Origin of the sequence: Parasalinivibrio latis (assembly GCF_036825535.1) — a bacterium.
GTDB lineage: Bacteria > Pseudomonadota > Gammaproteobacteria > Enterobacterales > Vibrionaceae > Parasalinivibrio > Parasalinivibrio latis.
This window is the reverse complement of sequence record NZ_CP098813.1, coordinates 776,101-802,412: the sequence shown is the minus strand read 5'-3', so window position 1 is coordinate 802,412 and position 26,312 is coordinate 776,101. Positions and strand designations below refer to the sequence as shown.

Below are 26,312 nucleotides of genomic sequence, written 5' to 3'. Positions count from 1 at the left end.
TGATAGCTTTTATTAAGCAGCCATTGGATAAGGCTCGAGGCCACGGCCTCTTGCCTTACGGTTATAAGATCCTTTCCCTTTTTTCGGTTTTTCACATTTTGCCCGGAACAGCCTGGATGTCACCATTGCTGCCAGAGCGTTATCCCGGATTTCTCCCTTACCCAGATCATGCCGAACCACTTCTCTTTGCGCCTCGGCACCGGTTTGCTTTTTCTTCTTTGCCATAAATGTTCCTTTGTTATCAGAATTGAAGCCCGGATCCTCGTCGAACCCGGGTTTTCGGAGAAATTATGGAATGGTGGGAAGATGGCGTCAAACGTGTAATACAACAAAGCCCCGAACCCGGGGCTTTGGCTTACTCATCCATATCAACCGGTATCCAGTGTTCCATATTCCCTGTGGCATCTTCTGAAACCACAATGGAAATGCCCATATCCACCAGCTCCTTGAGCGTCAAATCATCAGCCAGGTGCATGATGTCGCCGTTTTCATTCTCAAGCTCCATACCCACCTCTCGAACTCATATGTCCGCAGTTTTACCCTGCTTACTTAACATAGCACTGCTCACCAGACTCTCAATACAATTCCCAATCCCGTCTTAACCTTGCTAATACTGACTGACCCAACATGTCTTATCTTTGCATCTTCAACCCTTGCGTCACTGAGCGGTCATCCGCCATTTATTGAAGTGACATTTAGCTGATCTAGGTTAATTGACGACCGAAACTCCGAAACGACGACATGTGGAAACTAATATGAAAAAAGGACTTACCTACATACTTGGTGCGGCAGGTATGACCCTGGCGCTTTCCGGGTGCTTTGACCAACCCATCACCGTGAAAATTGCCCATATCAACGACCATCATTCCCACCTTGAAGCAGACACAGGTGCAGACCTGACCCTCGACGGCCAAGCAACCCGTGTTCAAATGGGAGGTTTCCCGCGGGTGGTCCGAAAAATCAAAGAGATTGAAGCCAATCACGACTACAAGGTACTGAAACTGCACGCCGGTGATGCCATTACCGGTGACCTTTATTACACGCTGTTTAAAGGTGAAGCAGACGCTGCACTGATGAACGAGGTGTGCTTCGATGCTTTCGCGCTCGGCAACCACGAATTTGACGGCGGTGATGCCGGCCTTCGTGAATTCCTGGACTACCTTGAGTCTGGCAACTGCAACACTAAGGTTCTTGCTGCCAACGTTCACCCGGAAGTTGGTGTGTCACCGCTGACACCTAACGGGAAATGGGATTCCTTCCGCCCTTACACGGTTAAACGGGTTAAGGGGCAACGCATTGGTATCATCGGTATCGATATTGCCAAAAAGACTAAAAACTCTTCCAACCCGGATGCCACAACTGAGTTTCTGGACGAAACCAAAACGGCCCAACGTTATATCAACAAGCTAAAGAAAAAAGGCATCAACAAGATTGTCCTGCTTACCCATTACCAGTACGGCAACGATCTGGAACTGGCTAAGAACCTTTCTGGGGTGGACGTCATAATCGGCGGTGACTCCCATACTCTGCTGGGCGATTTTGACAGCGTTGGCCTCAACAGTCGTGGGGACTACCCGACGATGGTAAAAGACAAAAAAGGCAAGAATGTTTGTGTCGCCCAGGCGTGGCAGTACTCAGCAGTGGTTGGTGAACTGGATGTCGATTTTGACTGGTTCGGTGATGTCACCAAGTGTGAAGGTACACCGCACCTGCTTGTTGGCGACAGCTTCAAACGCAGGGATGCCACCGGCACCCGCGTTGAGCTGACCGGCACTGACCGTGATGCGGTTTATGCCAACATTGCTGCCAACGACAACCTGAGCATCGTAACGCCGGATGCCAGCGCCCAGACACTGCTGGACACGTACACCCAGCGGATCGAAACCGAAACCCAGAAGGTTATAGGTACTGCATCCATAAACCTCTGCCTTGAACGTGTTCCCGGCCAAGGCAATAGCGCACTGTGTGCCGCAGCAGATACCCAATCCAACGGCTCTGATATTTCCAATATCGTTGCCAAGGCGTTCCTGATGCAGAGCCTTGAAGCGGACATAGCCATCCAAAATGCCGGTGGTGTCCGAGAGGATGTCCCTGCTGGTGATATCACCATAGCAACCGGATACCGCCTGCTGCCTTTTGCCAACACACTGGTTAACCTGACCATGAGCGGAGCAGAAATCAAAGCGGTTCTGGAAGAAGCTGTGGACTACGCACTGGATCCTAGTGGTTCAACCGGCGCATACCCATACGCTTCTGGCCTTCGCTTTGATGTTGATATTTCAAAGGCCAAAGGCGATCGCGTCTCCAATATCCAAGTCAACTCTCGCGTAGCCGGTACCTGGGCGGATCTGGATACCACCGGTACAGACGCCAATATTACTGTGGTCACCAATAGCTTCGTTAGTTCAGGACGTGACGGCTACCTGACATTTGGTGCCGTCGCTGCTGACGGACGTATCTTGGATACCTACCTCGACTACGCCAAGGCTTTTGTTGATTACGTCGAACGTGTCGGCACACTGGATAAGCTGTCAATTGATGAATACAGCACCCAAAAGTTCTATGACAAAGACGGCAACCTCCAGTAATTACCGAAACACAAATACTTCCTCTTCTTTACCGGCCGATACACTGGCCGGTTTTTACTCAATTCTGCCACCTTAGTGATGCCGACAGGGTGGCTTCAAACCGTCAGAACGGTCAAAGGGATCGGTCTGATTGGTATAAACTTAAATCTGGCGGATTGAACATTACAAAAAAGGACTTAGCCAATGCCGAAATCCACACCTATCAACTACCTCAAAGACTTTGACGACCTGACTTTTTTGCGCAACCGGACACCTAAAACGACAGATGCCGAAGCCGCACCCGCTTTCAAAACGCTGTCTGATTACCGTGATGGCGGATTATTTATCGGACATTTTGCCGGAAAGAGTGAATGGGAACGCCACCGCCAGGGAGATGAAATTGTCCAGGTTATAGAAGGGTCGACTACCCTTGTCCTGCTTCAGGACGGCAGTGAACACCAGTTTTTTCTCCGGCAGGGGCAAATTATGGTCATTCCACAGTCAACCTGGCACCGGTTTGAGAGCCTTCAGGGCGTAAAAATTCTGACGGTGACCCCACAACCTACGGATCACAGCGAGTCCTGGCCGGAGTAGTCTTTAATTTTCTCTGTTTAATGGGTCTTCAACCATGAAAAAGGAGGCCTGAGCCTCCTTTTCACTTTATTCGCCCAAATTACTTCAGGCGCTCAGCAAACATTTCTCTGAACTTTCGCACCTTAGGGTCAATAACCAACTGGCAATATCGCTGTTCACCATTCTGGTTGAAATAGTTTTGGTGATAGTCTTCTGCTTTGAAAAAAGCATCAAACGGCGTAATTTCCGTCACAATAGGATCACTGAACAGCGGGGCCATTTCTTCAAGTACCTCTTTAGCTGCGTTAGCCTGCTCCTCATTGTGGGTGAAAATCACACTGCGATACTGCGTACCAGTATCTGCCCCTTGTTTGTTGAGTGTCGTCGGGTCATGAGAGGCCATATGCATTCTCAGCAAGTCGGTGTAACTTACCTCTTCCGGGTTAAATACTATCTGCACGACCTCAGCATGCCCGGTGTTGCCGGAACAAACTTCTTTATACCCCGGTTTGTCGGAATGGCCCCCACTGTAACCACTCTCGATACTCTGTACGCCTTTGATTGCCTGGAACATCGCTTCCGTACACCAGAAACAGCCTCCACCGAATGTTGCTTTTTCCATTGTGTTCTCTCCATTTTCCTCAGAGCAAGGGCGTCTGCCTCTTGGAATGTCGATACCTTAAACCACCGTGGATATGCCCGTCAGGAGTAGTACACCCTAAATATCCGCAGACACTGTCACTATAAGTTTCCACGAGTCATCAGCACTCTTGCCTACACTGTCTTTATCATAGAACCTACAAAGAAAGACCTCTGTTTTAACGGGCAAAAAACAGTACCTGACCGATGTTGTCATCGATCAGGCAAAACTTTAAATAAAAGAGATAGGTCAGGCAGGATATCCATGCACAACAATTTGCTGCCGGATACTCCTAAGATACCGGATGGGGTTTGCACGTGATTAGTCCGGTACGCCTGATATGACCGTGGTATACCGGAAAAGATTTCACATCTGTTTGAAAAGAGCCTGACCATTCCGGCTGACAGGCAGTTTTGCACTGGGTACAGATACCAGAACATGCATTCGCCCGCTAAAATCACGGGTCACCTTTTTGATTGCAGAGACCCTGACGATCACTGCCCGGTGGATCTGCCAGAACACATTCTCATCCAACTGAGCCATCAGGCTCTTTAACGGCATCCGGATGAGGTAAGTATCCTCTTCTGTATAAACAGTGACGTATTTATCTTCTGCCTGAAAGTAGACCACATCATCTACCGCCACCACATGAATATCTTCACCTTTGTTCGCTTTCAGCCATTTGAGCACCGGCTTCTCTACGGTTTTCAGGCATTCAAGCAGCGAAGCAATATCTGCTGAAGGCTCCGCTTCATCCCTTTTACGGCTAAGCAACCGCTCACAGGTCTGGGCCAGCCGGCTTTCGTCCACCGGCTTCACCAGATAGTCCACAGCACCGCGTTCAAACGCTTCAATTGCATGGGTATCATAGGCAGTAATAAACACTATCTGAGGGACAGCCTCCCCAGCCCGTGCCCGGCCGGAAAGCTCTTTAGCCACAGCGAGCCCGTCTGTTCCCGGCATCCGGATATCGAGAAACACAGCCTCGGGTTGGTATTCATCTATTGCCATCAAGGCACTGTTGCCGTCGCCAACACTGGCGACGACATCAATTTCATCTGACAATTCGGTAATGAGTTTTACTATATGGTGCCGGAGCAAAGGCTCATCATCGGCAACAACTACCCGCATAACCACTCCACTTTTGCAATAAATCCGCCGTTGCTTCCTTCTTTCAACGTCAACTTACCGTTTTCACCGTACAGGGTTGCCAGGCGGGAGCGGATATTCGTCAGGCTGACACCATGGCCGCCGTTTGACCCCATCCCCTGACCGTTATCTTCTACCTCTGTCACCAACCGGTTCCCTTGCCGCATGATGCGTACATCAATGTGTCCACTCTGGGTATCGGGCTCAATACCATGTACAACCGCATTTTCAACCAAGGGCTGGATCATATATGGAGGAATCAGGGTATCAGGTGACAGTTTCTCATCCACACTGATTCTGAAGGTCATACGTTCTCCGAGGCGAAGTTGTTGAATGGACAGGTAGTTATCAAGCAGTGTTTTTTCATCGGCAAGCGTCACGCTGTCTTCCCGGTTATGTCGAAGGTTTGCTCGCAGCAACTCGGTAATTTTAGAAAGCAAAAGACGGGCTTTTTCCGGATCCTGGACAATAAGTACATCCAGGGTTGCCAGGGTATTGAACAGGAAATGGGGCTCGATCTGGCTTTGAAGCGTCATCAACTGGCTTTGTACCAACGCACGCTGTTGCTCACTTTCCCTCATCCGGGCTTCGCGCAAATCAGCTTCAGCCTTGAGAGCAATTTCCCGGTGGACAAAGAAAAACGAAATGGCAACCGACAATACGACAGCTATCAAAGCAGTAGCGGCCAGTTCGTTCATCAACCAGCGCCCAGATTCCAGATAGACCCAGAACATCATATTGAGAAGACCGAGACATACCCCGATTACCGTCGCCACAGATATCTGGAGGAGTGTTGACCAGGCCGGGAACCACCGGTTCACCAACATATTCAATCCATGGCAACTGAGGCCAAACCCCACAGATATCGCCAAATCAGTGCTGTACCACCCTTGGTTTAAACTCTGGGTAAACAGAGACACAACGACACAAAACCCCATAGTCACCAATAAGCCGCGCCCAGATAACGCTGTTATTTGCTTGTTCATCATTTCCATTCCTTTGTCTTGGATTCATCTTAATAGCCACACCGGATGAAAAAACCCGTAGTAGCCCAATTTTGTGATTCAGCTAAAAAGCACCGAGTGCAAGAACCTTCCGGGCATAAGTGCCAGTCCGCCAGCCACCAGACAGGCACCGATATAGAGTTGCATCATGTTCTTCCTGTGCTTGTGAATATTTCCCCTGCGCACCGCCAGGAGTCCCTCAAAAACGGCATAGACGGTCAGTACACTAAGCAGATGGATAAAACCAAAGTGACCCAAGAACTGCGGCCCAACCCGGGCTTCCATCCCGAGGGAAACCAGCGCCGTTACCAGCATCAGAACCATGTATGTGAGACCCAAAAAACGGTGCTTTCCACTGCCTTTTCGGCCAACCATCATCCATCCGCCAATGAAAAACGCCGGCAGTACAGTCCCGAGATGGAGGTACATCAGTGCTGTATAAGTCATTGCCCCGTCCTTGCTGTTATTTGACAGAGCCAGATTACCCAAGCCCCTATTGGCCTGCAGTGTGATGAGATAAATGGCAAAGACAGAGGATGAGTGGTAACTGGGGCGGATTAGTAGTTCAGATAGTGCAGATCAAGATGGGGCTTGAAGAAACCGGAAAACAAGCTGACCTGCAATCCGGCTCTGATCAGTTTAACGCGACAGGCATTCAGTTCCCGGTTGCAGGTTGTGAGTCAAAACGGGAAGGTTTTACCAGGCGGGCAAATACAGCAATCACGACCAGTGAAAAGACCAGCCTCCCCCACAGGATCCCGGTAAGGTCAGCACCCAGCAGCAAGATAAGCAAAGTATCTTCAATCAGGCTGTGGCAAAGGCACAGGAAACAGACGGAAAGAAAAATATCTCGCCTGCTGATTGCCCCGGAACGGGCTTCTTCCACCAGTAACCCGGCACCGAAACTCAAACCAAGGGTAATACCGATAATGGTAATATTGCTGGCTTCCTTACCAATGGAGAGCAGCTTCAGAACCGGGCTCAGCAACCAGTGCATCAGTTTTTCAATCCCCAGTACCCGGAAGATCCTCAGCATAATCATCAGAGCAGCAATCACAAAAAACACGGTGATAAGCACACCAATCTGATCCAGTACCCAGGCACTTAGGCTTGTATCACTGGGTTCCGGTTTCCAAAGCATTTCAGCCGGTTTCTGTTTCCAGTCCCCCCACTGGTAGGTGAGGTTGGTGATAATACCAAGCGCGAAACTGCCAATGATGCGCAGTGGCAAGGTAACCCGCCAGCGGACACCGGCCATTTTAGACACCGCACTTTCCACCGGGAGCGCATGGGCAACCAAAATCATGCTGCCAATAACGGTTACCTGCGCAACAGTGAGGTTGGAGCCTGACGAAACATCGAAAAACACCACCATCCCGGTATAAAGGTTGGTCACCATCGCAGCCGCCCATACCAGGGCCATTTCGCCAGGAAGGCCGACAAATTGCATCAGCGGAGCCAACAACTGCCCCAGCCATTCTGTGCCGCCGACTTCATCTAGAACCTTCACCACTACCAGGGCAGGAACCATCACTTTAATCAGCGTAAAGTAGACTCTGCAGACATCTCCTAACAACGAGCCCAAGGAGGCGAAAAGTGCGTTTCCCTTCATACATCTTCCTGAAAAATATATTAGCCATACGGCATATCCACATAAGCAAAGCATCTCATTTTCAACGCAAGGAGATGTGATTTCCCTTGGAAAAATCCCTGATTTAGTGCTTATCACCCTTTGCTTATTTATCCACGATTCTTACAATACCTGTGTTTTCAAATTTCGTCATTACCGCGCTCGGAGAGTTGTATGAGTGCCTACATACTGGTGAGTTTACTTGCGTTTCTTTTCTGGCTGACAGGATTGTTACTGGCCGAATTGCTTCGCCTTAGCCGCCGTAACCTGATGATGCTGGAATCATCCTTGTTTGTGTTTACTATCGCGGTGCTGCTCAGCAGAAGTGACCCCATTGAAATTGGTATTTTCGCTGTGAGCTATGTGGTTATTGGTGCTGTACTGATAAGCCACCCTCGGATTAACCGCTTTATCCGTATGCTGCCTATTTAGCCTTATCTGTTTATACCCAAACGAGAAATGCCAGCCCTGGGGCTGGCATTTTTACACGCAAAATAGAAAAGAACTTCTGGAAGTTAGAAGTTGTAGCGAGCCAGTACTGCGATCTGGTCTGCGCCAGTATCTGTACCTGCAGTGTTCTTCTCAGTCACACCCATCTTGTATTCGGTTGCAAAGATAACCTTGCCCGGTACCCATGCCGCACCGATTACACCGTAAGACAGTTCAGCTGATGAATTGTCATCTTCAATGCTGTTATAACCACCGTACACCTGGTACTCACCGCCATTGATTTTGTACATAGCAATCAGCTCATAGCCTGTTGCTTCTTTGACGGGATCACTTGCTTTGCCATCAAATTTACGGTGATGTTCATACTGACCGTATTGTGCTGCCAGATATACGGCATCGGTATCATATTTGGTTGCAACAGACCAAACCGTACCGTCTTCTTTGCCTTTATAAGCATTTTGGCCATAAGTCGCCCCCATGCTCAGGCCAAAGTCGAAGTCATAAGTCATCGAGCCCTGGATACCGCTTTCACGGTCACCCACATTGGTCCCTTCGGCAAACTGATATTGCAGGGCAACATTCAGACCGCCAATTGCATTGCGGTATGTCAGCGCATCGTCTGCGCGACCTGTACCGGCATCACCGTGACCATTACGGCCGTCATAAGCACCAGATGCAGAACCACCGTTGATCCACAGTACATCGGTATAGCTGACAACGTCGTAGTATGCTGACCACTGCTTACCAACTGCAATGGCACCTACTGCGTCGTTTTTGAAGTAGATATTACCCAGACGGTTGCCGAATTCCTGATCGCCTGAAGCAAGTGCATCGTAGCCCCACTCAGCTTTTGCACCGGCAGTCCAGCCAGGAGTCATTTCGTGTTCAAAACCGAAGGTAATACGAGAGCTGGCATTTTCCATCTCAGTAGAGCTGTCGGTAGTGCCAACACTTTCAGTGTGAACGGCTTTAACTGCCAGACGGCCACCGATAGTCACTTTGTTTGCACCTTCTTCGTATACCGTTGCTGCTGATACGGAAGTTGCGGAAAGAGTTGCTGCTGCTACTGCGATTGCAATGATGCTTTTTTTCATTTTTATGCGTCCTTTAAATATTTCCATCAGCGTTATTTACCGCCATTTATATATCGAGGAGCCCAACAAACCCTTCGCATTCATATAAAATATAAATGTGACAGTAAGTTACGGGGTCTGATATATAGAGAACCCTTTTATATAAAGAAGGTTTCTTCGAGTGAGATTATATTTTTAAAATGAAAATCGCAGAAAACATAATTACGCGATAAATATCACAAAAAGGAACTAATTAATCTTAATTAATTTAAAATACACACCGTGAAAAGATGAAAGGATAATTAAAACAAATATATTTAAACAAATATTCAATAAATTATTTCGTTAAAGATTAATAAAAATAGAGCTAATGAATTTCACGCTCGTGATTTAGATGTATTTTGTATTTATTAGATATGCCAAATAAACAGACACTGAACTAATCACCAAACCCGCGGTCTGTCACACACCTTCCTTGCATTTCACTGTTTATTGTCTATACAGTTAATAATCGACGTTGTACCCATTGCTATTTAACCGAACAGGGAGGATCAAGATGATGAACCAGAGTTCAAAATCTGCCAACACCGGCAGCCTCCACCAGTTTCCGCACTGGTACACACAAGACATACGCCTCGCTTACGACTTTCCACGCTCCCACTGATCACATCAACCCATCCATATCTGGCTGCGTAAACGGGCACCTGTTTACGAGCCGCAATTTTACAACGCTGCCCTAATTTTATGGTGCAGCAAGTGATCAGGGATATCACCATGAAACGTATTCCAGAACCCTTCCGAATCAAGATGGTAGAGCCAATCCGAATGACGACGGAAGCTGACCGCATTGAAGCCCTCCAAAACGCCGGGTTTAACCCCTTCCTGCTCAGCAGCGAAGATGTGTATATCGATTTACTGACTGACTCCGGGACCGGGGCAATGAGTGACAACCAGTGGGCAGGAATCATGCTTGGCGATGAGGCCTACGCCGGAAGCCGTAACTATTTCAACCTGTGTGAAGCCGTCCATCACTTTTTTCGGTATGAACATGTCGTGCCTGCCCACCAGGGCCGGGGGGCAGAACAGATTCTTTTCCCGGCACTTATAGACCGGATGCGTAATGTCAGAGGGGGAAAAGATCCGGTCTTTATTTCCAATTACCACTTTGATACCACGGCCGGGCATGTGGAGCTCAATGGTGGCAAGGCGCTGAACGTACTGACAGAAAAGGCGTTAGATACAGAAACAGCCTATGACTGGAAGGGTAACTTCGATCTTGAAAAGCTTGAAGACACCATCCGGCAATATGGTTCGGTCAACATAGCAGCTATCATTACTACCGTCACCTGCAACAGCTCTGGTGGGCAGCCTGTCTCCATGGAAAACATGAGAGCGGTCTATGAGATAGCCGTCAAGCACGATATTCCGGTTGTCATTGACTCTGCCCGGTACTGTGAGAACGCCTGGTTTATCAAACAGCGGGAACCGGGTTACCAGGATAAGTCTATTCTGGAGATAATCCGGGAAATGTATACCTATGGCGATATGCTGACCATGTCAGCAAAAAAAGACCCGATGGTTAATATCGGCGGGCTTTGCTGTATTCGGGAAAAAATCGAACTTTTCCAGGCAGTACAGACACGTTGTGTACCCATGGAAGGTTTTGTGACCTACGGCGGGTTAGCGGGGAGGGACATGGAGGCTCTGGCCCGGGGGTTATACGAAGGGGCTGATGAAGACTTCCTCAATTACCGGATTAATCAGGTCGCCTATCTGGGTGAGCGCCTGCGTGAAGGTGGTATTCCTATTCAGTATCCTACCGGGGGACATGCGGTGTTTGTCGATGCGGCCAAAATTCTGCCACATATCCCAGGTCACCAATTCCCGGCTCATGCCCTTTGCAATGCACTGTATATCGAAGGGGGAATCCGGGCGGTTGAAATTGGTTCACTGCTACTGGGACGTGACCCAGTGACCAGAGAGCAGAAACCTTCCCCACTGGAGCTGATGCGCCTGACCATTCCCCGTCGGGTATACACCAATGACCACATGGATTACGTTGCTGACGCATTAATTCAAGTCTGCCGCAATCCAGACAGTATCCGGGGACTCACATTTACCTATGAACCACCGGTTCTTCGTCACTTTACTGCTCGTTTTCAGCCGCTGTAATACCTGCCAACCAACCTGATTGGTACAACTGGAAAAAAACAAAGCGGGGCTGAATAGCTCCGCTTTCCTTATCAACACCAAATTTTGAGACCAAACTTATGAATGTCTTTTTGCACTGTAGTTTTCGTTGTTTCCGTCGTTCACGCTCCCTCCCTGTCCGTCGGGGCGAACCAGGCTGACAACAACACCGTTGGAGGGCAATTCTTGTTGGCTGCTCTCCAGTACGCTATCTGCTGGTTCATTCTCTTCGCCGCGAAGGAAGCTGTTCAAATTCATCACCATCCGGTTTAGATCATCAGCCTGCGTCCGCAAGTCGTTACTGGAGATCGAAGCCTGTTCAGCAATGGTGGAGGCATGTTGAGTGGTTAAGTTTATTGACTCAATAGCACTGCTGAGCTCTTCAATTCCCCGGGATTGTTCATTGGAAGCATTGAAGATTTTTTTCGCTTCCTCCGTAACAATTTTGGTCTGTTTCTTGGTCGTCGATACGATGGATGCCCCGTTTTCCACCCTTTGGCAATTCTCCCTGACAATCGCTTCTGCTTCGCTGGTGCTCTGTTTTACAATGGCAGCAATATCCATCGCCGCCCTTCCACTTTTCTCGGCAAGATTACCCACCTCCTGGGCGACCACGGTAAAGCCCCGGCCATGATCACCTGCCCTTTTGGCTTCAACTGAAGCATTAAACGAAAGCAGTTTGGTTTGAAAAACAATTTCATCAATAACTTCAGTTTTTGTTCCAATTTCTTCAATGATTTTCACTAAATCCGCTATTTTCTGGTTTGAATCTGAAATTTTACTCATCGCCTCATCGAGCTCTTCCATCTGTTCAGAGACTGTCATGGAAACATTTCTCGATTCTTCAGCAGCCTGAGCATTTGCATTTACCATCGACGCTATCTGTTCACTGCTAGCCGATGTTTGTTCCACAGAGGCTGCCTGTTGGTTCGAAATATTGAAAAGGTTTTGGCTGGCTTCATCAATATTGTTAGAGACCGTGGCAAGGTGAGCAGAGCCCTGGCCCATCCGCTGGACAATGCTCATAAACGCACCACTCATGTTGTTCAGCTCCCGCGTACTGAAACTGTCCAGTCCTTTGAAGATTTCTCTGAACGGTTTGGTTACAGAACGACTCAATATCAACGCAGAGATAACACTAAGAAGCACGGCCAGTAAAATCCCCCCAATCAGAGAGATATAAGCGACGTTTACCGTCGTCTCTGCGGCCTTAATTCGCTCCGCCATCAGCGCTTCTTCACGCTCATTAAATGTCCTGATTTGCTCGCGGAACTTATCAAAGAATTTTTTCCCCTTCGCCTGCGCAACAAAATCACTCACATCATCCATAGTTTTAGCGTGCCCAATGTCTCTCCGCAGCTGAATTTGGGAGACCACCACCTGCTCCTGCCACTCTGAAATGACACTTTCAATGTCCTGAAGCAGTTCAACCTGAGCCGGGTTGTCACTAACCCGGTTTTTCAGCGCATTGACCAATATAAAAAACTGCTGGCTCCCGTTATTGTAGGGCTCAAGGAATGTCTCCTCGCCAGCCAGTAGGTACCCTCTCATGCCCGTTTCCATATCCAGGGCGGCAGTTTCAATCATGAGGGCTTGTTCGATAACTTCATGCGTATGGGTCACCCAACTTACAGCGTCTCGTAACTCCGCAGGTTCGAAAGTTTGTGAAAAAACCAATTGTCTTTCATTCAAAAGATCCTGCTCTCGGGAAACAAACATACTAATTAAACTGCGGAACTCATCGAAGTACTGCTTCCCCTTGGTTTCTCCAATCAGTTTGGCCATATCATTCATGTTTTTGGCATCGCCGATTTCCCGCCTGAGCGAGATAGCATACTCCGTTACTTCCGATTGCCATTCCGATATGGTTTCTTCCATTTCACCAAGAAGTACAACCTGCGGGGGATCATTTGAAACAACTGTTTTCAACTCATCGATAAGGGCATCAAACCGCTGCCGTCCAGAGATGTAAGGTTCCAGAAACTGCTCCTTACCCGCCAACAGGTAACCTCGTTTCCCGGTTTCCATGTCCACTGCGGCAGCTTCTACTTCCTTGGCCTTCAAGATGACACGGTGGGTATGGTCAACCCACTCTTCTGTCGATTTCAGTTCCTGGATACTTAGCAGGCTGAATACTCCGAGGATCAGTAAAAACAGCAAACTTATGCCGTTACCCCACATGATTTTTGCACGCAGTGAAACACCTTCAAACATACCGTTCACCCTCGAAGCCGTTCAGTACCTGTTATCAATCCCGGTAACAATATTTAAGTCATAGGGCGCACCAAAAACCGGCAACAGGTAAAAACCGGGCATTTATTTCTGGCAGTGTTTGGCTGCTCTCAAATACGAAATAAGTCGCGCACCATCAGTATTAACACTAGGACACGGTGTCTTATTGTCAAAACAGATAACACTAACTGAGACCCCCATAGAATGAAATTAACCGGACTTAGACGCTGAATCGTCCCGTTGGAGGACATCTATGACTGGCCTCTGTTTTTTGAGCGGAGGCGACCGATGAAATTGAGAGTTGTATACCTAAATAAAACCCGGTCAGGTCAACCGGGTTTGAAGAGTGGGAGTGCAGCGAGATTTACCTAATTTACAGACTTTGCGACTTTTTCCCGGTGCAGTCTGCCGCCAAATACATTAACCCCCAAACCGGCAATCACAATAGCGGCCCCTATTAGTTGATAAGTTGTCAGGGACTCCCCAAGGAACAGCGCAGCACTGAAAAGGCCAACTACCGGCACTAACAAAGTAAGTGGGGCAACCTGTCCGATTTCACAACGGCTCAGTAACCCTCCCCACAATCCGTATCCCAGAATACTGGCGATAAATGCCAGATAGAATATGGCAGAAACTGTAGTCAAATTGAGGCTTTGCAAGCTGTGAGCGATGACGTCCTGTCCTTCAAAAATCCACGACATCAGGAAAAACGGGCCGATCGGTACCAGTGCACTCCACACTACCAGCGACATCACACTGACAGACTTGTCACGCATGACCTTCTTATTGGCAAGGTTCCCCAATGCCCAGGAGAAAGCGGCGGCGAGGGTCAGGAACATCGTCAGCCCATTTACTCCACCAGAAGCCGGCCCTGTCATGCTGGCTTCCGCCAGAAAGAACATCCCGGCAGCTGCCAATAGCGTTCCCGCTATATGGTTCCACTTCAGTTTATCTCCCATCAACAGTGCCGCCAGAATAATGGTGAAAAACGCCTGGGCCTGTAATACCAGCGAGGCCAGACCGGCTGGCATACCGAGATAGATAGAAAGGAAAAGCAGCGCGAACTGGCCAAAACAGATAGTCATTCCGTAGGCCACGATCCAGCGAATGGGTGCTTTGGGAGGCTTGATAAAAAACACAGCGGGGAAAGCGACCAACATAAAACGCAGGCCAGCCAAAAGGAAAGGCGGCATATCGTACAGGCCGACCTTGATAACCACAAAATTGAACCCCCAGGCTGTAACCACACAGAGCCCGAGCAGCATATCCCGCAAAGACATCGATGATCCTTATTATTCTTGTTGAGTAGGAAACCCGGACTATAGCACTACAATTTTTTGAACGTTATACATAAGCCAAATGAATGAATGCGCGAACAGCTATGACATTCGTATTCCTGCGGGAATCAGCTGGCTTTTTAATAACGCAAAACCGGGCGGGAGTCTCCTCCCGCCCGGTTTCCTGCATTTTCTGTTTAGTATCAGGCAAACAGTACGCTATAAAGGTAACCGGCAGAAACCGCCATCCCCAGCACCACAATGAGGAAGGCAATGATCATCTTGGTCTTAAAGATAGCCTTAAGCAGAATGACTTCTGTCAGGCTGGCTCCTGCACTGCCGATAATCAGCGCCATCACCGCTCCCATTCCCATGCCCTTTGCGACCAATGCTGCGCTAAGCGGAATGACAGCAGCCGCGCGGATGTATAAAGGAATACCAATAATAGCCGCAACCGGAATCGCAAACGGGTTCTCGTCACTGGCAAACCGGGCAATCAAGTCAGTCGGGATAAAGCCGTAAATTAATGACCCCACCGCGACGCCGACAAACATATAAGGCAAAGCCTGCTTGAAATCAGCCCAGGTGGTATCCCAGTTTTTACGCCACTTACTGACAGGTTTAGGGTTACTGCCGCAACTGCTGCCACAACAGGAAGGCTGAGGCTCGGCGTAAGCTTCCTGCTTTACGTATTTTTCAAAGCCAAATTTTTCCAGCAAATAACCCGCTACCACCGACACGCCCATGGCTACTGCAAAGTAGAACACAGCGACTTTGATGCCGAATGTCACCACAAACAGTCCGATAACAATTGGGTTAAGAAGCGGGCTGGCAAACAGGAACACCATCATGGCACCAAACCCGGCCTTTGCGCGTAGCAACCCTTTCAGGAATGGGATGGTTGAACAGGAGCAAAACGGTGTAATTGCCCCGAGGAAGCCCGCAATCACATAACCTTTGCCGTGTTTGCTGCTGAGAATCTGCTGGATCTTCTTCGGAGACAGGTACATCTGCAGCACCCCGACAAGGTAACTGATCGCCAAATACAGCACCGTCAACTCAACAGACAGAAACACGAACATATAGAGCGCTTCAGACGCCATCGATGAAAATGATTCAGACATTACTTAAATTCCATATTTCCAGAATATTCGAAATATAGAACGAATGATTGCCAGGATCAAATTATTTCTATTATTATCGAAATGACCCCGGATGTGTGAGTAAACCATGAATACCGAAATTATCGCCAAAGCCTTCAAAGAACTTGGCCATACAACCCGACTGAATATCTACCGCGCCGTTATCCGTGCCGGGCATCAGGGAGTAGCTGTCGGACGTTTACAGGAAAAACTTGAGATTCCAGGTTCGACGCTTTCCCACCATATATCGAGCCTGATGTCAGCCGGGCTAATCACCCAGAGACGAGAGGGGCGCACGCTGTTTTGTGTCGCCGATTTTGAAAAGCTCAAATCGGTTGTCGCATTTTTGCAGGATGAATGCTGCATAGAAGAACGGGTATGCTCAGATTGAGCATACCCGTTTGTATGTTGGTAAGAACCAATCAGATTAGATGTTCTGGCAGACTTTAATTCACCAGGGCGACAGCCTCCCGGGTAAGACGGCCAATCTCCTCCCAGTTTTTTGCGGCAATCAGTGATTTATCGACCATCCAGGTACCTCCACAGGCAATCACCCTTGGGATATCAAGATAGGACTGAATGTTTGCCGGACCAACGCCGCCTGTGGGCATCAATTCAATCTGCGTATAGGGACCAAGCAGTGCTTTAATCATTTTGGTGCCGCCGGAGGCTTCTGCCGGAAAGAACTTCAGCGTAGTCAGCCCCATTTCCAACGCAGCTTCAATGTTACTGGGGTTGTTCACCCCGGGAATAATAGGCATATCCAGATCCTGACACGCTCTTACGATATTGGGGTTGAACCCCGGGGAAACGATAAAACTCGCCCCCGCTTCTTTGGCTGCAATGACCTGCTCTTTGGTTAATACCGTACCAGCACCAATGAGCATATCAGGCTGAGCGTCCATTAGCAGGCGAATGGCTTCTGCTGCCGCATCGGATCGAAATGTGATCTCCGCTACCGGCAAACCATTGTCCGCCAGTGCCTTACCAAGCGGGACAATATCCTCGGCGCGGTCAACGGAAATCACAGGTATCACTTTCAATTCTCTTAGCTGTTCGGTCAGGTGCTGCATTGGTCTACGGTTCTCCTTGGTCTGTTTAAAATGTGTCAGTAACCGGGCGGGTAGCGCTTTCTGGGACAATTGCCCCTCTGTGCTGGATAACCATACCGGCAAGACGGTGACCCATCTGGCAGCAGGTTACCGGAGATTTTCCCTGCAGGTAGCCCGCCAGAAAACCCGCATTGAACGAGTCTCCTGCCGATGTGGTGTCGACAACATGCTCTACAAGGTCGGCGGGGATGTGCTGAGGTTGGGAAAACTGCCCGGTATGCTGGTAATAACAGCCGGTTGATCCGGCTTTGATAATAATCTCTTCGACGCCATAACGCGCCAGACGAGCCTGTGTGTCTTCAATCGTAACGTCGCCCCATAAATCACTCTCGTCGTCATTTGTCACCAGAGCAAGAGACGTCAATTGATAAATTTTCTGGTACCACTCCCGGGCAGAGTCGGCTGACTCCCACAACGCCGGGCGGTAATTACTGTCAAATGCGATAACGGTTCCCTGATCGCGCAATTTACTCAGTAACTCGATGAGTTTACTTCTGTCTTCGCGAGGCAAAATCGCAAGGCTTATCCCGGAAAGGTAAACCATGTCGTACCCCATCAGGGTGGCTTCAACCTTTTCAAAACCAGGGTGCTGCAGGAGATATCTCGCCGCTGACTGGTCACGCCAGTAAAGGAATGTGCGCTCCCCGAGATCATCGAGTTGGATTAGGTACAGCCCGGGCTGGCGTTTCTCGTCCCGAAGAACAAGCGCGATATCGATGCCGGCATCTTGCCAGCGTGATCGCATTCCCTCACTGAGGGGATCGATACCCAGTGCGGTAACATAGCTGACCTGCAGGTTATCTCCAGCAGAGCGCTTTAGGTAAATCGCGGAGTTCAGGCTGTCACCGCCATAAGTTTGCTCCATAGAACCGAAGGGGGAACCATTCAGTTCGATCATGCACTCCCCCAACAGGGCTATACGCTTCATTGCTGTTTCCTTTTACACTTCATTAGGCAACGTAAAATACTGCTTGGCGTTGTTGAAACAGATATCCCTTACCATGGAGTTCAGCAGAGACCTGTCATTTGGCAACTCTCCTTCTTCCACCCAACGGCCAATCATGTCGCAGAGAATACGGCGAAAATACTCATGCCGGGTATAAGAGAGAAAGCTGCGCGAATCTGTCAGCATGCCAACAAACCGGCACAGTAGCCCCAGCTGGGAAAGCTGCTGTATCTGACGTTGCATGCCATCTTTTTGGTCATTAAACCACCATCCCGAACCAAACTGCATTTTCCCGGCAATACCTCCCCCCTGGAAGTTACCAATCATTGTTGCCATCATTTCGTTGTCTCGGGGGTTGAGGCAGTAAAGGATTGTTTTAGGCAGTTGATCCGTTTTATCCATTTCATCCAACAACCGGCTTAATTCCCACGCAAACGGCCGGTCACCGATAGAATCATAGCCGCTGTCTGCGCCCAACTGGTTAAACATTCGGGAGTTGTTGTTACGCTGGGCACCTATGTGCAGCTGCATGACCCAGCCACGTTTAGCGTACTGATGACCAAGCCAGACCTGCACCGCAGTAGAAAACGCAGCCGCATCCGCCTCATCGACATTGTGGCCAGCAAGGCGTTGCAACAGTATTGCGGTCAGCTTTTGCTCTGATGGTATTTCCGCGTAACGAACAATTTCAATACCGTGATCCGCTGCCCGGCAGCCATGGGCAGAAAAATGCTCAATACGTTTCTCGAGCGCTGTCAGAAGATCGGGAAAACTACGAATTTCAATGTCAGCAACCTCTCCAAGTTGCTGCATGTAACCGGCAAAATCATCCAATTCGATTTTAAAGGCTTTGTCCGGCCGCCAGCTTGGGGCGACTTCGACGCTGAGCGATGTGTCATCGGCAATCTGGCGGTGGTATTTCAGAGAATCAACCGGATCGTCGGTCGTACCAACCATGTTGACATTCATCTGCTGCATAATCCCCCGGGCAGAAAATGCTGGGGTCGCCAATAGTTCATTACACGTTTCCCAAACGTGTTCAGCGGAATCGAGCCCGAACAGCACCCCGGAAATGCCGAAAGGTCGACGAAGTTCCAGATGCGTCCAGTGGTAAAGGGGGTTACCTAACGTCTGTGGAACCGTTTTCGCCCACGCCTGAAACTTTTCCAAATCAGAGCGGTTGCCGGTAATGTAATCCTCTGAAATACCCGCGCTTCGCATTCCCCGCCATTTGTAGTGATCCCCTTCCAGCCAAATCTGGGCAAGGTTATCGAAGCGGCGATCTTCAGCAATCTCCCTGGGATTCAAATGACAGTGATAGTCATAAATCGGCATACCTGCCGCAACCTCATGGTAAAGGGCTTTAGCGGTATCATTGCTCAGCAAAAAGTCTTGGCATAAAAAGTCTTTCATCCCTATTCCTCCCGTGGCGAATGCCTACCAGCTATGTGATGCATTAACGTTTAAGGCTGCCACGGCAGATCTGGCACCACTTTCAAGCAGCTGCAAATAGGCTTCACTAACTGCATTCTCAAAGCCGACATTTGCTGGCAAAGATGTTCCAAAAATAGCGTCCAAAGAGAGAAACTCCTTCACCACATCAGGGTGAAGCCCGACGCGTTGATAAATTTCTTGGAATGTCGAAACCATAGGATCACGAACATCAATTTCCTGTCCGGATTCATCCTGCCCGCTGACATAGCGCATCCAGCCCGCTACGCCCAGCGCCAAATGGCTGTAATCTGTACCCTGGGCTATGTGGTGTTTGATGGCATCAACCATACGCTGGGGAAGCTTCTGGCTGCCATCCATGGCGATCTGCCAGGTGCGGTGCTGGAGAGAGGGGTTAGAAAAACGCTCGATCAGTTGCCTTGCATAGCCCTCAACATCGGTGCCTTTCGGCATATCCAACGTTGGTGCCTGCTCTTTCATCATCAGATTGAAGGCTGCCCGGCGGTAATCGTCACTTAGCATGGTGTCAGAGATATGCTCGTACCCTCCGAGGTACCCCAGATAGGCCAGGAATGAATGGCTTCCGTTGAGCATGCGAAGCTTCATTTCTTCATAGGGCACGACATTGGCAACGAATTCCGCGCCAGCAACATCCCACTCCGGACGGCCATTGGCAAAGTTGTCTTCAATGATCCATTGGCAGAACGGTTCACACGCCACACCGCAAGGGTCAGGCACGCCCACCAGTTCAGTAATTTCGTTCTGAGTTTCTTCGGTAACCGCCGGGACAATACGGTCAACCATGGTGCACGGGAACGTGACGTTCTGTTCTATCCACACTGCCAGCTTTTCATCCAGTAAGCTGGCATATTCCAGAACTACCGCGCGTGCAACATGTCCGTTTTGTTGAATATTGTCGCAGGACAGGACGGTAACCGGAGCAAGGCCCCGTTCAAAACGGCGGCGAAGTGCTTCGACAATATACCCGATAGCAGATTTCGGCTGCGCCGGATTTAACAGATCGTGCTGGATGAGAGGGTGAAATTTGTCCAGCCGGCCATTGGCCGGATTCGCACAGTAGCCCTTCTCGGTCACGGTCAGAGAGAAAATCTCCACCTGTTCCTCGGCCATTTTTTCTAAAAGACCATCAATACCGTCGAGCAACGGGTGCATGGCTTCCGTCACTGCGCCAATCATCTTTACTTCCGTGGTGTCGGTACCCTTTTCGGCGACCGTAAAGAGATGGTCTTGCTGGCGAAGAGAAGAAATAACAGCGTCACCACTGAAGAGGCTCATCTCACAAATCCCCCAATCTCCACCAGTTTTCGCCAGCATTTCATCGGTGAACACAGCCTGATGAGCCCGATGGAATGCACCAAACCCAATATGGACGATGCGCGTTTTCAATCCGTCCCGGTCGTAGGCTGGTTGACGGACCCTAGGGTTGACCACTGGGTCTGCAATAGTGTTGGTCATCTTTTTATCCTTATTAATAACCAAGGACCAGGGATGGAAGCCAGAGACTCAAACCGGGGATATACGCAACGGCGAGCAATGCCACGATCAATGCGGCATAAAATGGCAATAAGGGCTTGATTACCTTGTCGATAGCAACGTTTGCCACAGAACATCCGATAAACAGCGCACTGCCGACCGGTGGTGTACAAATACCTATCGCAAGGTTAAACGTCATCATGATTCCGAAGTGGACAGGATCAACCCCCATATCGAGGGCAACCGGCAAGAATATCGGCGTAAAAATCAGAACCGCAGGCGTCATATCCATAAAGATACCGACGATCAGCAAGATGATGTTGATGATTAAAAGGATAACCAGCGGGTTCTCGGAAACCTCCATCAACGCATCGGCAATCATGTAAGGAATATCGGCATTTGCCATCGCCCAGGACATTCCCATAGATGCCCCCACCAGTAACAAAACGATAGATGTGGTAACCGCAGATTCCAGGACAATTCGGGGCAATGCAGTGAAAGGTACTTCGCGGTAAACCAGCACGGCAAGAACAAAGGTGTAGACAACCGCGATGGCAGAGGCTTCTGTCGCGGTAAATACGCCCCCGATAATACCGCCCATAATAATTACGACCAGCATCAATGAAGGTAGCGCTCTGAGCGTTGTTTCCCAGACTTCAGCAAGGGAAGGTTTTGGAGCGACCGGGTAGCCACGGCGTTTTGCAATGATGCCGGCTACTGTCATCAGGCTCAGACCCATAATGATGCCCGGGACATAGCCCGCGAGGAAAAGGGCGGCAATAGAAGTGCCCCCGGAAACCAGGGAGAAAACGATCAACGTATTGCTGGGAGGAATCAGCAAACCCGTCGGGCAAGAGGTAATGTTTACGGATGCAGAATAGGTTTCATCATAACCTTCTTTTTTCTGCATGGGCGCCATGGTTCCCCCAACCGCTGCCGCCGAGGCTACCGCAGAGCCCGAAATGGAGCCAAACATCATGTTCGCCATAATGTTTACATGCGCCAGCGAGCCGGGAAGGCGTCCACCCAATACCTTGGCTAAATCAATAAGGCGGGCGGCAATCCCCCCCTGGTTCATAATGTTGCCCGCCAAGATGAAAAACGGGATTGCCAACAGGGCAAAATTATCCATGCCTGCCGCCATTCGCTGGGCGACAACAGTAATGGTGGTTTCCAGCGGAAGAGCCATACCGATGGTAATAAGAGATGAAAGACCTATCGAAAATGATACCGGGATACCGATAAACAAGAACAATGCGAAGCTGCCGAACAGTGTGAGAATGACTTGCCAATCCATGATTCAATCCTTTACGTTAATTCGACTCAGCGACGCCGGTTTCCTGCGTCCGCCACTGCCTGATGCTCTGCAAACCAAAATAGAAAGAGTAAAAAATCATCAGCGCACCGCTGACCGGCAAGCAGAAATACACATACCCCATTTGCACGCCCAAGGCGGGAGTAACCTGCCCCATATCCAGTGTGCTCACTGCCAATGTGGTACCTCCGTAAACCAGCACAGTCATAGCAAAAATCGCAATGGCAAATTGGATAACCAATTCAACCAGGAACTTGCGGGTACCTGTCAGCTTCATGGTCAACAGGTCAATCGCAAGGTGACGCTTTTGCCCTGCGGTGTATGCAGCACCAATTAACGCAACCCACATAAAGAGATACCGCGACAGTTCGTCAGTCACTGTGCTCGGTTCGCCTAATACGTATCGGGAAAGGACCTGCCAGATCACGCAAAAAACCAAAAAGGTCGACAAGCTTACGGTAAACACCGCCAAGCCACGATTGATGTAGCCTACCAATCTGTCCATAAATAAACGTCCTTGAATGGAACCAACCTGACAATTGGTCAACCACAAAAGCAAATCATATGGCGGCCGGCTGTCATTTTATCATTTCGATAACATCATTATAGGTACACCCATGATTGGCGGTCTAGTGAGCAGGTTCACAGTTATATTGGTTGACCAATTATAGGCTTTTAACTGTGACTTTGGTCAACCAATTCAACATTGAGCTTTGACGCCGTAGATAAGTGAACCCATGATGAGTTCAAAACAAGTCGTGCCCTACACACCAAGCGACATTAAAAGGAGAAGTAATGATGGACCTACGTAAGACGATGATAACTGTGATAGCCGGAACTGTTTTTGCTCTGGGCACCACACACGCAATGGCTACCACTACCCTTAAACTGAGCCACAACCACAACCGTGACCACGCTGTTCACAAGGCCATGACGCAAATGGCTAAAGATGTGCGCGAGCTGACTGCTGGTGAGGTACGTATCCGCATCTACCCTGATGCGCAATTGGGTACACAACGTGAATCTATGGAGCTTATGCAGAACGGCGCGCTGGATATGGTGAAATCCAACGCAGCGGAGCTTGAAGCATTTGACCCTATCTATTCTGCTTTCAACCTCCCCTACCTGTTCCGCGACAAAGCGCACTTCCATACCGTTCAGTCGAACGAAATTGGTCGTGAAATCCTTGAATCAACCCGTGACAAAGGCTTTGTCGGCGTAACCTACTATGATGCTGGTGCTCGCAGCTTCTATGCGAAAAAGCCCATCAAAACACCCGCTGACCTGAAAGGTCTCAAAATACGAGTTCAGCCAAGCCCTTCTGCCATTGCAATGGTTGAAGCCCTTGGGGGCAACCCAACTCCGCTCGCATACGGTGAGCTGTATACAGCGTTACAACAAGGTGTCGTTGATGCAGCTGAAAACAACATCCCGTCATTCAGCCTCAGCCGTCACAGTGAAGTAGCCAAATACTACAGCTTTGATGAGCACACTATGGTGCCTGATGTGCTGGTCATCTCGACAGCTTCGCTGGACAAGTTGACGTCTGAGCAACAGGCGGCATTGTTAAAGGCGGCATCCGATTCTTCCGAACTGATGAAAAAGTTGTGGGCGGAATCAGAAGCCACGGAAAAAGCCAAAGCGGAAAAGATGAACGTAACCTTTGTTGAGGCCAACAAAATCGAGTTCCTCAGAGCTGTAGAGCCAATGTACGCAAAAATTGAAGAGGAGAACCCGGACTTGGCTGAAATGATTGATCGAATCAAAGCCGTAGAATGAGTGATATGTGTGCCAGTTCATTTAACTGGCACACCAAATAGTTATGACGCCGCCTGAATGGTTGACCAATTATGATTGGTTGTTATGATATCTGTTATCGACCTTATGTGAATATTCAGACATATCATCATGAAGCATTTTGAGCCAAAGAGACCGTACCAGGAAGTAGGACTGGTGTTGCGCAACCAGTTGAAAGACGGACACTATCAGATAGGTGACCGGCTTCCTCCGGAACGAGAAATTGCTGAAAAGCTGGGCGTCAGCCGAACGGTTGTCCGCGAGGCGCTGATAATGCTGGAACTGGAGAACCTGATAGAGGTTCGCAAGGGCTCAGGGGTTTATGTAGTCCAGTTACCAAAAGCGAATTCGGTACCGCAAGACACGAGTGATATGGCCGGGCCATTTGAAATGTTGCAAGCCCGACAGCTCCTCGAAAGTAACATTGCAGAATTTGCGGCACTGCAGGCGACACCGAATGATATCGTCAAAATGCGTCAGGCATTGGAATTGGAACGGCAAGGGCTTGAAGGCCAAGATACTGGTGAAGAAGAAAACGGCGACAGGGATTTCCACCTCGCTATTGCTGAGGCAACCCACAACAGTGTGTTGGTTGAATTCTTCCGCCAGATTTGGCAGATGCGGGAAAACCCCATGTGGCATCAACTTCATGTCCGGATAACAGATACCGCCTACAGAAAAGAGTGGCACAGAGACCACAGAGCAATTCTCGCTGCCATGACAAAAAAAGATCCAGTTGGCGCCAAACAAGCCATGTGGCAACACCTTGAAAACGTTAAACAGAGATTGATGGAGCTCTCTGATATCGATGACCCCAACTTCGATGGATATCTGTTTCAGTCATACCCGATCGACCATGGAAACAGAAATAACGAGTTGCCGAGAGTTTCAATCAACTCTGATTGACGGAAGTCCGTAGTTAGCCGGTAAGCCTCCCACCAGAGGAAAATACATGCCTTCACTATTTCGCAAGGCAGGCTTTCTGCACACAGAATTTGAGTAGTAAGGTACAAAAATGGAACAGACTTGGCGTTGGTACGGTCCGAATGACCCTGTCACACTTGATGATATCTGTCAGGCTGGGGCAACCGGCATTGTTACGGCACTGCACCACATCCCTAACGGTCAGGTGTGGCCCAAAGAAGAGATCCTGACCCGGAAAGCCCTAATAAACGAAAAAGGGCTGAACTGGTCTGTCGTCGAAAGTGTACCGGTGCACGAAGAAATCAAAACCAAAAGTGGGGACTATCTCCGATGGATAGAAAACTACAAACAGACGCTGGCTAACCTGGCTGAATGTGGAATCGATACAGTTTGCTATAACTTTATGCCGGTTCTTGACTGGACGAGAACAGAACTGGATTACACCCTCCCAGACGGTTCACGGGCTTTACGTTTTGACCAAGTTGCTTTTGCAGCATTTGAGCTCTGCATTCTAAAGCGGCCCGGAGCCTCAAACAGTTACAGCGCCGCAGAACAAGCTGAAGCAAAAGCGTTTTATGAAAAGATGTCAGAAACCGGTATTGAAAAGCTGACAAAGAATATTATTGCAGGTTTACCGGGAGCTGAAGAAGGGTACACCTTAGAGGCTTTTCAGGCACAACTGGATAAATATCAACACATTGATAAAGCCAGACTTCGCCGGCATCTCGCCTATTTTCTGGAAAAGATTGTGCCGGTATGTGAAAAATATGGCCTCCGGCTTGCTGTACACGCAGATGATCCACCGCGCCCGATCTTAGGTCTCCCCCGCATCATTTCGACCATTGAAGATATTGAATGGCTTACCCAAGTTGTTCCAAGTCAAATGAACGGTATCACCATGTGTACAGGGTCATACGGTGTACGCGAAGACAATGATTTGGTCGACATGATCAAAAAGTACGGAGACCGAATCTATTTTACCCATCTGCGTTCAACCCAGCGGGAAGATAACCCATTGTCATTCCATGAAGCAGCCCATTTAGGGGGTGATGTGGATATGTATAACGTGGTTAAGGAAATCCTAGCCGAAGAACATCGTCGGCTGCAATCTGGTGACTCTCGGCCCATTCCGATGAGACCTGATCATGGTCACCAGATTCTGGACGACTTGAAGAAAAAAACTAATCCTGGCTATTCAGCAATTGGACGGTTAAAAGGACTTGCCGAAATAAGGGGTTTAGAGCTGGCACTAAAAAGGATGTTCTTTTAACCAAAAGAATGTTTTTTATTGATAAACCCCTAACTAGTTTGCTTTCCAGCAACCTAGTTATTTCAAAAAAATCAA

At 49.1% G+C, this 26,312-nt stretch carries 25 protein-coding genes; 8 read left to right on the top strand and 17 right to left on the bottom strand.

Going from position 1 to position 26,312, the window contains the following annotated elements; genetic code table 11:
- Positions 1–12 precede the first annotated feature (12 nt).
- Both NF212_RS20665 and NF212_RS20660 read right to left on the bottom strand, forming a co-directional pair.
- Positions 13–225 carry a ribosome alternative rescue factor ArfA gene (locus tag NF212_RS20665; RefSeq protein WP_434362815.1) on the bottom strand — a complete coding sequence of 71 codons (213 nt, stop codon included), beginning with the start codon at positions 223–225 and terminating at the stop codon, positions 13–15.
- A 130-nt stretch (positions 226–355) separates the two neighbouring features.
- Positions 356–505: a hypothetical protein gene (locus NF212_RS20660; RefSeq protein WP_434362814.1), complete on the bottom strand. Its 150-nt coding sequence runs from the start codon at positions 503–505 to the stop codon at positions 356–358.
- A gap of 250 nt (positions 506–755) precedes the next feature.
- On the opposite strand from NF212_RS20660, the gene nadN reads away from it, so the two are divergent.
- A complete protein-coding gene (gene nadN / locus NF212_RS20655; protein WP_434362813.1) occupies positions 756–2,588 on the top strand; it encodes an NAD nucleotidase in 1,833 nt (610 codons plus the stop codon).
- A gap of 183 nt (positions 2,589–2,771) precedes the next feature.
- Positions 2,772–3,161, top strand: a complete 390-nt coding sequence (locus NF212_RS20650) for a cupin domain-containing protein (protein WP_434362812.1) — start codon at positions 2,772–2,774, stop codon at positions 3,159–3,161.
- A 79-nt stretch (positions 3,162–3,240) separates the two neighbouring features.
- On the opposite strand, the gene msrA is transcribed toward NF212_RS20650, so the two are convergent.
- The 5 genes from msrA to NF212_RS20625 form a co-directional block, all read right to left on the bottom strand.
- Positions 3,241–3,762, bottom strand: coding sequence for a peptide-methionine (S)-S-oxide reductase MsrA (gene msrA, locus NF212_RS20645; RefSeq protein WP_434362811.1), 522 nt, complete (start codon positions 3,760–3,762; stop codon positions 3,241–3,243).
- Between the two features lie 384 nt (positions 3,763–4,146).
- Positions 4,147–4,911 (bottom strand): LytR/AlgR family response regulator transcription factor, encoded by a 765-nt coding sequence (locus NF212_RS20640; RefSeq protein WP_434362810.1) that lies wholly within the window; start codon positions 4,909–4,911, stop codon positions 4,147–4,149.
- Positions 4,902–5,918, bottom strand: a complete 1,017-nt coding sequence (locus tag NF212_RS20635; RefSeq protein ID WP_434362808.1) for a sensor histidine kinase — start codon at positions 5,916–5,918, stop codon at positions 4,902–4,904. The genes NF212_RS20640 and NF212_RS20635 overlap by 10 nt, the downstream gene beginning before the upstream one ends.
- A gap of 75 nt (positions 5,919–5,993) precedes the next feature.
- Complete coding sequence (locus NF212_RS20630) at positions 5,994–6,380, bottom strand: DUF2306 domain-containing protein (protein WP_434362806.1); 387 nt, start codon at positions 6,378–6,380, stop codon at positions 5,994–5,996.
- A 208-nt stretch (positions 6,381–6,588) separates the two neighbouring features.
- Positions 6,589–7,545: a nucleoside recognition domain-containing protein gene (locus tag NF212_RS20625; protein ID WP_434362805.1), complete on the bottom strand. Its 957-nt coding sequence runs from the start codon at positions 7,543–7,545 to the stop codon at positions 6,589–6,591.
- A 192-nt stretch (positions 7,546–7,737) separates the two neighbouring features.
- Here NF212_RS20625 and NF212_RS20620 point away from each other — a divergent pair, with 192 nt between their 5' ends.
- Complete coding sequence (locus NF212_RS20620; protein WP_434362803.1) at positions 7,738–7,995, top strand: hypothetical protein; 258 nt, start codon at positions 7,738–7,740, stop codon at positions 7,993–7,995.
- An 83-nt stretch (positions 7,996–8,078) separates the two neighbouring features.
- Here NF212_RS20620 and NF212_RS20615 read toward each other — a convergent pair whose 3' ends face one another.
- A complete protein-coding gene (locus tag NF212_RS20615) occupies positions 8,079–9,107 on the bottom strand; it encodes a porin (protein WP_434362802.1) in 1,029 nt (342 codons plus the stop codon).
- A 753-nt stretch (positions 9,108–9,860) separates the two neighbouring features.
- Between NF212_RS20615 and NF212_RS20610 the strand changes: the two genes are divergently transcribed.
- Positions 9,861–11,258 (top strand): tryptophanase, encoded by a 1,398-nt coding sequence (locus tag NF212_RS20610; RefSeq protein ID WP_434362801.1) that lies wholly within the window; start codon positions 9,861–9,863, stop codon positions 11,256–11,258.
- Positions 11,259–11,354: 96 nt separating this feature from the next.
- On the opposite strand, the gene NF212_RS20605 is transcribed toward NF212_RS20610, so the two are convergent.
- The 3 genes from NF212_RS20605 to NF212_RS20595 all read right to left on the bottom strand — a co-directional run bounded on the left by NF212_RS20605 (position 11,355) and on the right by NF212_RS20595 (position 15,909).
- A complete protein-coding gene (locus NF212_RS20605) occupies positions 11,355–13,490 on the bottom strand; it encodes a CHASE3 domain-containing protein (protein WP_434362799.1) in 2,136 nt (711 codons plus the stop codon).
- Positions 13,491–13,876: 386 nt separating this feature from the next.
- Positions 13,877–14,788 carry an EamA family transporter gene (locus NF212_RS20600; protein WP_434362798.1) on the bottom strand — a complete coding sequence of 304 codons (912 nt, stop codon included), beginning with the start codon at positions 14,786–14,788 and terminating at the stop codon, positions 13,877–13,879.
- A 200-nt stretch (positions 14,789–14,988) separates the two neighbouring features.
- Complete coding sequence (locus NF212_RS20595; RefSeq protein WP_434362796.1) at positions 14,989–15,909, bottom strand: permease; 921 nt, start codon at positions 15,907–15,909, stop codon at positions 14,989–14,991.
- 106 nt (positions 15,910–16,015) lie between these two features.
- Here NF212_RS20595 and NF212_RS20590 point away from each other — a divergent pair, with 106 nt between their 5' ends.
- Complete coding sequence (locus NF212_RS20590) at positions 16,016–16,318, top strand: ArsR/SmtB family transcription factor (protein WP_434362795.1); 303 nt, start codon at positions 16,016–16,018, stop codon at positions 16,316–16,318.
- A gap of 55 nt (positions 16,319–16,373) precedes the next feature.
- Here the strand turns inward: NF212_RS20590 and NF212_RS20585 are convergent, their stop codons facing one another.
- The 6 genes from NF212_RS20585 to NF212_RS20560 are packed head-to-tail and all read right to left on the bottom strand — an operon-like array spanning position 16,374 to position 22,751.
- Complete coding sequence (locus NF212_RS20585; RefSeq protein ID WP_434362794.1) at positions 16,374–17,000, bottom strand: bifunctional 4-hydroxy-2-oxoglutarate aldolase/2-dehydro-3-deoxy-phosphogluconate aldolase; 627 nt, start codon at positions 16,998–17,000, stop codon at positions 16,374–16,376.
- Between the two features lie 25 nt (positions 17,001–17,025).
- Entirely contained in the window at positions 17,026–17,967 is a 942-nt protein-coding gene (locus tag NF212_RS20580) for a sugar kinase (protein ID WP_434362793.1), read from the bottom strand.
- 12 nt (positions 17,968–17,979) lie between these two features.
- Positions 17,980–19,398: a glucuronate isomerase gene (uxaC, locus tag NF212_RS20575; RefSeq protein WP_434362791.1), complete on the bottom strand. Its 1,419-nt coding sequence runs from the start codon at positions 19,396–19,398 to the stop codon at positions 17,980–17,982.
- Between the two features lie 24 nt (positions 19,399–19,422).
- Positions 19,423–20,913 carry a mannitol dehydrogenase family protein gene (locus tag NF212_RS20570; protein ID WP_434362789.1) on the bottom strand — a complete coding sequence of 497 codons (1,491 nt, stop codon included), beginning with the start codon at positions 20,911–20,913 and terminating at the stop codon, positions 19,423–19,425.
- A 13-nt stretch (positions 20,914–20,926) separates the two neighbouring features.
- Positions 20,927–22,228 carry a TRAP transporter large permease gene (locus NF212_RS20565; RefSeq protein WP_434362787.1) on the bottom strand — a complete coding sequence of 434 codons (1,302 nt, stop codon included), beginning with the start codon at positions 22,226–22,228 and terminating at the stop codon, positions 20,927–20,929.
- Between the two features lie 16 nt (positions 22,229–22,244).
- Complete coding sequence (locus NF212_RS20560) at positions 22,245–22,751, bottom strand: TRAP transporter small permease (protein WP_434362785.1); 507 nt, start codon at positions 22,749–22,751, stop codon at positions 22,245–22,247.
- A 293-nt stretch (positions 22,752–23,044) separates the two neighbouring features.
- On the opposite strand from NF212_RS20560, the gene NF212_RS20555 reads away from it, so the two are divergent.
- The 3 genes from NF212_RS20555 to uxuA all read left to right on the top strand — a co-directional run bounded on the left by NF212_RS20555 (position 23,045) and on the right by uxuA (position 26,237).
- Positions 23,045–24,025: a TRAP transporter substrate-binding protein gene (locus NF212_RS20555; protein ID WP_434363034.1), complete on the top strand. Its 981-nt coding sequence runs from the start codon at positions 23,045–23,047 to the stop codon at positions 24,023–24,025.
- 129 nt (positions 24,026–24,154) lie between these two features.
- Complete coding sequence (locus NF212_RS20550; RefSeq protein ID WP_434362784.1) at positions 24,155–24,949, top strand: FCD domain-containing protein; 795 nt, start codon at positions 24,155–24,157, stop codon at positions 24,947–24,949.
- Between the two features lie 109 nt (positions 24,950–25,058).
- Positions 25,059–26,237: a mannonate dehydratase gene (gene uxuA, locus NF212_RS20545; protein ID WP_434362782.1), complete on the top strand. Its 1,179-nt coding sequence runs from the start codon at positions 25,059–25,061 to the stop codon at positions 26,235–26,237.
- Positions 26,238–26,312: the final 75 nt, after the last annotated feature.

Excerpts from the sequence above, each read along its gene's own strand:
- NF212_RS20665 (WP_434362815.1), bottom strand. The coding sequence starts at position 225 with ATGGCAAAGAAGAAAAAGCAAACCGGTGCCGAGGCGCAAAGAGAAGTG.
- NF212_RS20660 (WP_434362814.1), bottom strand. The coding sequence starts at position 505 with ATGGAGCTTGAGAATGAAAACGGCGACATCATGCACCTGGCTGATGAT.
- nadN (WP_434362813.1), top strand. The coding sequence starts at position 756 with ATGAAAAAAGGACTTACCTACATACTTGGTGCGGCAGGTATGACCCTG.
- NF212_RS20650 (WP_434362812.1), top strand. The coding sequence starts at position 2,772 with ATGCCGAAATCCACACCTATCAACTACCTCAAAGACTTTGACGACCTG.
- msrA (WP_434362811.1), bottom strand. The coding sequence starts at position 3,762 with ATGGAAAAAGCAACATTCGGTGGAGGCTGTTTCTGGTGTACGGAAGCG.
- NF212_RS20640 (WP_434362810.1), bottom strand. The coding sequence starts at position 4,911 with ATGCGGGTAGTTGTTGCCGATGATGAGCCTTTGCTCCGGCACCATATA.
- NF212_RS20635 (WP_434362808.1), bottom strand. The coding sequence starts at position 5,918 with ATGATGAACAAGCAAATAACAGCGTTATCTGGGCGCGGCTTATTGGTG.
- NF212_RS20630 (WP_434362806.1), bottom strand. The coding sequence starts at position 6,380 with ATGACTTATACAGCACTGATGTACCTCCATCTCGGGACTGTACTGCCG.
- NF212_RS20625 (WP_434362805.1), bottom strand. The coding sequence starts at position 7,545 with ATGAAGGGAAACGCACTTTTCGCCTCCTTGGGCTCGTTGTTAGGAGAT.
- NF212_RS20620 (WP_434362803.1), top strand. The coding sequence starts at position 7,738 with ATGAGTGCCTACATACTGGTGAGTTTACTTGCGTTTCTTTTCTGGCTG.
- NF212_RS20615 (WP_434362802.1), bottom strand. The coding sequence starts at position 9,107 with ATGAAAAAAAGCATCATTGCAATCGCAGTAGCAGCAGCAACTCTTTCC.
- NF212_RS20610 (WP_434362801.1), top strand. The coding sequence starts at position 9,861 with ATGAAACGTATTCCAGAACCCTTCCGAATCAAGATGGTAGAGCCAATC.
- NF212_RS20605 (WP_434362799.1), bottom strand. The coding sequence starts at position 13,490 with ATGTTTGAAGGTGTTTCACTGCGTGCAAAAATCATGTGGGGTAACGGC.
- NF212_RS20600 (WP_434362798.1), bottom strand. The coding sequence starts at position 14,788 with ATGTCTTTGCGGGATATGCTGCTCGGGCTCTGTGTGGTTACAGCCTGG.
- NF212_RS20595 (WP_434362796.1), bottom strand. The coding sequence starts at position 15,909 with ATGTCTGAATCATTTTCATCGATGGCGTCTGAAGCGCTCTATATGTTC.
- NF212_RS20590 (WP_434362795.1), top strand. The coding sequence starts at position 16,016 with ATGAATACCGAAATTATCGCCAAAGCCTTCAAAGAACTTGGCCATACA.
- NF212_RS20585 (WP_434362794.1), bottom strand. The coding sequence starts at position 17,000 with ATGCAGCACCTGACCGAACAGCTAAGAGAATTGAAAGTGATACCTGTG.
- NF212_RS20580 (WP_434362793.1), bottom strand. The coding sequence starts at position 17,967 with ATGAAGCGTATAGCCCTGTTGGGGGAGTGCATGATCGAACTGAATGGT.
- uxaC (WP_434362791.1), bottom strand. The coding sequence starts at position 19,398 with ATGAAAGACTTTTTATGCCAAGACTTTTTGCTGAGCAATGATACCGCT.
- NF212_RS20570 (WP_434362789.1), bottom strand. The coding sequence starts at position 20,913 with ATGACCAACACTATTGCAGACCCAGTGGTCAACCCTAGGGTCCGTCAA.
- NF212_RS20565 (WP_434362787.1), bottom strand. The coding sequence starts at position 22,228 with ATGGATTGGCAAGTCATTCTCACACTGTTCGGCAGCTTCGCATTGTTC.
- NF212_RS20560 (WP_434362785.1), bottom strand. The coding sequence starts at position 22,751 with ATGGACAGATTGGTAGGCTACATCAATCGTGGCTTGGCGGTGTTTACC.
- NF212_RS20555 (WP_434363034.1), top strand. The coding sequence starts at position 23,045 with ATGGACCTACGTAAGACGATGATAACTGTGATAGCCGGAACTGTTTTT.
- NF212_RS20550 (WP_434362784.1), top strand. The coding sequence starts at position 24,155 with ATGAAGCATTTTGAGCCAAAGAGACCGTACCAGGAAGTAGGACTGGTG.
- uxuA (WP_434362782.1), top strand. The coding sequence starts at position 25,059 with ATGGAACAGACTTGGCGTTGGTACGGTCCGAATGACCCTGTCACACTT.